This is a genomic window from Endozoicomonas sp. SESOKO4 (assembly GCF_024606275.1).
The window spans coordinates 1-1,568 of record NZ_JAHHPS010000612.1 but is presented as its reverse complement, the minus strand read 5'-3'; the positions used below and the strand labels follow the sequence as shown (position 1 = coordinate 1,568).

At 49.7% G+C, this 1,568-nt stretch carries 3 protein-coding genes; all 3 read right to left on the bottom strand.

Annotation, left to right across the window (positions count from 1 at the left end):
- Nucleotides 1-195 precede the first annotated feature (195 nt).
- Nucleotides 196-726, bottom strand: a complete 531-nt coding sequence (locus KDK16_RS11940; RefSeq protein WP_257276291.1) for a TonB-dependent receptor plug domain-containing protein — start codon at nucleotides 724-726, stop codon at nucleotides 196-198.
- A 7-nt stretch (nucleotides 727-733) separates the two neighbouring features.
- Nucleotides 734-1,183, bottom strand: a complete 450-nt coding sequence (locus tag KDK16_RS11935) for a nuclear transport factor 2 family protein (protein ID WP_257276290.1) — start codon at nucleotides 1,181-1,183, stop codon at nucleotides 734-736.
- The coding region (locus tag KDK16_RS11930) for an SRPBCC family protein (RefSeq protein WP_257276289.1) at nucleotides 1,176-1,568 on the bottom strand (393 nt) is incomplete at its 5' end. The genes KDK16_RS11930 and KDK16_RS11935, both read right to left, overlap by 8 nt.

Sequence of the window (1,568 nt, the reverse complement as noted above, 5' to 3'; positions counted from 1 at the left end):
GTTACTTACCAGGTGCCGAATACGTCACCGTCGGTGGGTGTCGGCGCCATGTACACTGGGCCATGCACTAGTGCCAACAGCCGTTGCCGAGCGCCCGATAAATATTACTCTGGCAATGGTAGCGTGCGCGATGTTTCCAACCAAGATGTTTACAGTGCTACCCTGGCGATGAATTGGCAGGCGGATTGGGGCAGCCTAACCTCGATTACCGGTTATAAAGAATTTGAGCTGTTCGAAGAAACCGACCAGGACGGTGGTCACGGTTTGGCCTGCGTAAGGGTCTGGTTCAATGACGCCCATACCGCGAATATTAAACACCGCGCCATGGGGCGTATTGCCAAAGTGTGATATTTGCACATTGGGTGCAGAGCCGCTTAAGGCACTTAGCTCTGCGGTTTGAAAATCCGATAATCCTTGACCGGTAAATGAGCTTACCGATATCGGCACATCCTGCTGACTTTCCTGACGTTTTTGCGCCGTGACGACGATTTCTTCCAACGCCGCCTGGCTGCCAGACGCAAAGATTGCGATTGCAATACTGAATCCTAGCGCTGTTTGAGCTGGCAATAGTCGATTAATAAGAGGCGATTTAGATTGGTCAGGCTTAACGGAGTTAAACGTAGATGCGTACGACTTAAATGGATAGAACTTAAATGGGGACAACTTATATGGATACAACATGGAAACTCTCCTTTTATATTTATTATTTTTGTTGCTGCCAAGCACACAGGTTTTACTGCTCGATAAACCCCTCGTAAGCGCTCAAAAATCCAGGGTCGGCGAAAGCCTGCTCCACTTTCACCGAAGCAAAACGCCACCCTTCTGGCGTGCGCACAAAGGTATCGTGATAGATATTGGACAACCAAACCGGTGCCGCCCCGGGCTCGGATACAAACGCAAAGAGCCCAGTAAATTTGGCCCGGGCGTAATCGCCATCAATATCAATTACCGGGTTTAACATATAATGCATGGCGCAGTACCACTGTGTAGTTAAGCTTTGCATTAAGGTTTTTATGGCTTGTGGGCCACAGACTTCGCCCATTCCCACGTCAAATATTGCTTGCTCGTCAAATAAACCGGCGAATTCGTCTAAGTCACCGGGCTTACCAGCCATAATATTGGCGCCATAACTGTACTGGCTCTTCAGACGTGTGATGGCTTGAATGTCGTCACTGTTACTCATTGTCACCTCCGTTGGTTTGTGGTCGACGGCCAGCCAAATAATCGTTGAGCACTTCATGGAAATAACGTACCCGAGCCTCTTGGCCGGCCAGATTGGCGTCGGTGTAGCCCTGGGATTGCCAACCACTTTGCTGCCCCTCGGCCAACATCAAATCTTGCCAAACAATGGAATCAATAATTTCTGGCACACCCCGACCACCGTCAAAATCACGCTCTAAAGTATCGGCCTCTTCCATAGATTGCACCCCTGCCATCACCGATTCCACGTGAGTTTGACCGGCCACCGGAAACGCCATACACCAGAGATCAAAGGTGCATTTTGTGGGGTCCTTGGCATCCGGTTCGCTGCGAAAAAAGATTAAGTTATCCGGTAAAAAAGACAGGGT